This is a genomic window from Nocardioides sp. CPCC 206348, from assembly GCF_048654705.1.
GTDB lineage: Bacteria > Actinomycetota > Actinomycetes > Propionibacteriales > Nocardioidaceae > Nocardioides.
Window position 1 is genome coordinate 1 of record NZ_JBMCZA010000144.1, and the last position, 2,735, is coordinate 2,735.

At 69.6% G+C, this 2,735-nt stretch carries 4 protein-coding genes; 3 read left to right on the forward strand and 1 reads right to left on the reverse strand.

The window, feature by feature from the left end; translation table 11 throughout:
• Positions 1–2: 2 nt before the first annotated feature.
• Positions 3–719 carry an HAD family hydrolase gene (locus tag ACOADB_RS09770; RefSeq protein ID WP_378597768.1) on the reverse strand — a complete coding sequence of 239 codons (717 nt, stop codon included), beginning with the start codon at positions 717–719 and terminating at the stop codon, positions 3–5.
• 228 nt (positions 720–947) lie between these two features.
• On the opposite strand from ACOADB_RS09770, the gene ACOADB_RS09775 reads away from it, so the two are divergent.
• The 3 genes from ACOADB_RS09775 (at position 948) to ACOADB_RS09785 (ending at position 2,604) form a co-directional block, all read left to right on the forward strand.
• Entirely contained in the window at positions 948–1,163 is a 216-nt protein-coding gene (locus ACOADB_RS09775) for a helix-turn-helix domain-containing protein (protein ID WP_182379057.1), read from the forward strand.
• Between the two features lie 205 nt (positions 1,164–1,368).
• Positions 1,369–1,470, forward strand: a complete 102-nt coding sequence (locus tag ACOADB_RS09780) for a 30S ribosomal protein bS22 (RefSeq protein WP_008356322.1) — start codon at positions 1,369–1,371, stop codon at positions 1,468–1,470.
• A gap of 66 nt (positions 1,471–1,536) precedes the next feature.
• Positions 1,537–2,604: an NAD-dependent epimerase/dehydratase family protein gene (locus tag ACOADB_RS09785; RefSeq protein WP_378597769.1), complete on the forward strand. Its 1,068-nt coding sequence runs from the start codon at positions 1,537–1,539 to the stop codon at positions 2,602–2,604.
• Positions 2,605–2,735 lie beyond the last annotated feature (131 nt).

Below are 2,735 nucleotides of genomic sequence, written 5' to 3' on the forward strand. Positions count from 1 at the left end.
TCCTAGCTGGCGATCTGGCCGACCAGGTCGTTGAGCTCGGTCAGCCCGCGCACGGACTGGACGCGATCGCGGTCGCTGCGGGCGTCGTAGCGACCGTGGCGGTCGAGCAGGCGCGCCTGCAGGCCCGCCCGCTGGGCGCCGACGACGTCGTGGCGCAACGAGTCGCCCACCATCAGCGTCGAGGCAGGTGCGACGCCGAGCCGCGCGCACGCGGTGAGGTAGGACCGCGGGTCCGGCTTGGCGGCCGGGAGTGCTGAGGACGCGAAGACGGGGACGTCCGGGCGGAGCAGGCCGGTGCGGCGCAGCTTGTTGGTCTGGATCGTCTCGTCGCCGTTGGTGAGGATGCCGAGCGGGATGCCGGCCCGGCGGACACGGGCGATCAGCGCTGCTGCGTCGTCGAACGCGCGCCAGGCTGCCTGGTAGCAGCCGAGGAAGCCGGCGAACACGTCGTCGGCCAGTTCGTCGTCGGCAAGGTCCCAGCTGGGCAGGAACGCACGGATCCGCACGCGCCGCTGCTCGGTGTAGGTCAGCTCCCGCCGCTGGGCGCGCTCGTAGTGGCGCGCCTCCAGCACGAACCAGCGCTCCACGTGGCTCTCGAGCTCGGCCGGCGACTCGGCCAGGCCCAGGCCCGTCAGCCATGCGCGCAGGCCCCGATCGGCCGCGCCACGGTGGTCCACGAGCGTGTCGTCCAGGTCGAGGAGCAGCGCCTGGATCGTCATGTTGCGAAGTCTGCCAGCGACCGCCGACAGCACCGAGCGGCGGGCCGTGAACGAACCACACGGCTGTGACTTAACCGGCCCGGTCAAGACGACACGCCGCCACCTCAAAAGTTTCACTGGTGAATCTCTTCCCCACGCGTCACATCTGGCCCTATTGTCACGCTCAGGCGTCCGCAGAGTTCACTGCTGGGGAAGGCAGTGACGGGCGCGCAGAAAGCGGTGGTTGTCATGGCTCCTACGTCGCGCGAGCGCGCCGAGTCCCTTCCGGACCCGAAATTCCTCACCATCGCCGAGGTCGCCTCGGTCATGCGAGTTTCCAAGATGACCGTCTATCGACTGGTCCACAACGGCGAGCTGCCCGCGGTGCGGGTCGGGCGGTCGTTCCGGGTCACCGAGGACAACGTCAACGAGTACCTCCGCAAGTCCTTCTACGACGCTGGGTAGGTTGATCCCGGCCGGACACCACAGCCAGACCCCCGCCGTTGGCCGGGCTCGGGCTCACTCGCGTAAAGCGATCTTCATCCCATCTTCTTACGCTGATTCACCGGGGTCACTCGGTCACCGTTAGGCTGACCGGGTGCTCCGGGACTACCCGGAGCGTCGAACGTTCCGCTGGGCGACGTTGCCCGGCGACCTGGAGAGGTTCCACGTGGGTTCTGTCATCAAGAAGCGCCGTAAGCGGATGGCGAAGAAGAAGCACCGCAAGCTGCTGAAGAAGACGCGCGTTCAGCGTCGCAAGCTCGGCAAGTAATTCTTCTGCAGCAAGTGGTCATGCCGCGCGCACTGAGCGCGTCGGCCTGAGCTGAGGAGTCGGGGTATGGGCGCCGGTCGCACGGTCCTGGTCACGGGGGTCTCCCGTGACCTCGGGCGCACGTTCGCACGCACCCTTGCCACCGATCCCGGAGTCGACCGCGTCATCGGCGTCGACGTGATCCCGCCTCGCGGTGATCTCGGCGACGTCACCTTCGTGCGCGCCGACATCCGCACCCCGGTGATCGCCAAGGTGATCGCCAAGGAGGACGTCGACACAGTCGTCCACATGAGCGTCATCGCCACGCCCGGCTCGGCCGGGGCCCGCGGCACGATGAAGGAGCTCAACGTCATGGGGACGATGCAGCTCCTCGCGGCGTGCCAGAAGGCCGAGCAGGTCCGCCAGCTCGTCGTGAAGTCCTCGACCATCGCGTACGGCGCCAGCAGCCGTGATCCCGCGATGTTCACCGAGGACATGGAGCCCCGCCGCCCTGCGCGCACCGGCTACGCCAAGGACGTCACCGAGGTCGAGGGCTACGTCCGCGGCTTCGCACGCCGGCGTCCCGACGTCCAGGTCACCCTGCTGCGGTGCGCCAACGTGCTCGGTCCCCGGGTGATGAGCCCGCTGGCCTCGTACCTGCGGATGCCGGTGATCCCGACCGTGCTGGGCTTCGACCCGCGCCTGCAGTTCCTGCACGAGACCGACCTCAATCGCGTGCTGCGCCACGCGGTGCTCTCCGACACGGGCGGCACCTTCAACGTCGCCGGCGACGGCCTGGTCATGCTCTCCCAGGTGCTGCGCCGGATGGGCCGCACCAGCGTGCCGCTGCCCGGTGTTGCCTTCGGTGGCCTCGGTTCGGTCCTCAAGTCGGCCCGCGTGGCGGACCTGTCGCCCGAGCTGATGGCGTTCCTCACCTACGGCCGTGGCGTCGACACCACCCGGATGCGCACCGACCTCGGGTTCGAGCCGCAGTACTCGACCGCGGAGTCGCTGGCCGAGTTCGTCGCCACCCTGCCGCCCGCCGGCGGACGCGCGGATCGCGTCCTCGCCGCGCTGGCCGACCACCTGCCCCCGGTCGACGAGGACCGTCCCGCCCAGCTCACGCTTGCCGGAGACCACGATGGCCGACGCTGACATCATCCCGATCGGTACCCGCGGCCAGCCCGGCCGCGGCACCGGCACCCGACCGTCCTCGGCCGCGCGTGGCCTCGCGCCGAAGAGCAGTACGACGAAGAAGGCTGCGCCCGCGAAGCCGGAAGCGCCGA

What these genes read in the sequence shown, in the direction of transcription:
- ACOADB_RS09785 (WP_378597769.1), top strand. Translation starts at nt 1,537, where the DNA reads ATGGGCGCCGGTCGCACGGTCCTGGTCACGGGGGTCTCCCGTGACCTC.
- ACOADB_RS09775 (WP_182379057.1), top strand. Translation starts at nt 948, where the DNA reads ATGGCTCCTACGTCGCGCGAGCGCGCCGAGTCCCTTCCGGACCCGAAA.
- ACOADB_RS09770 (WP_378597768.1), bottom strand. Translation starts at nt 719, where the DNA reads ATGACGATCCAGGCGCTGCTCCTCGACCTGGACGACACGCTCGTGGAC.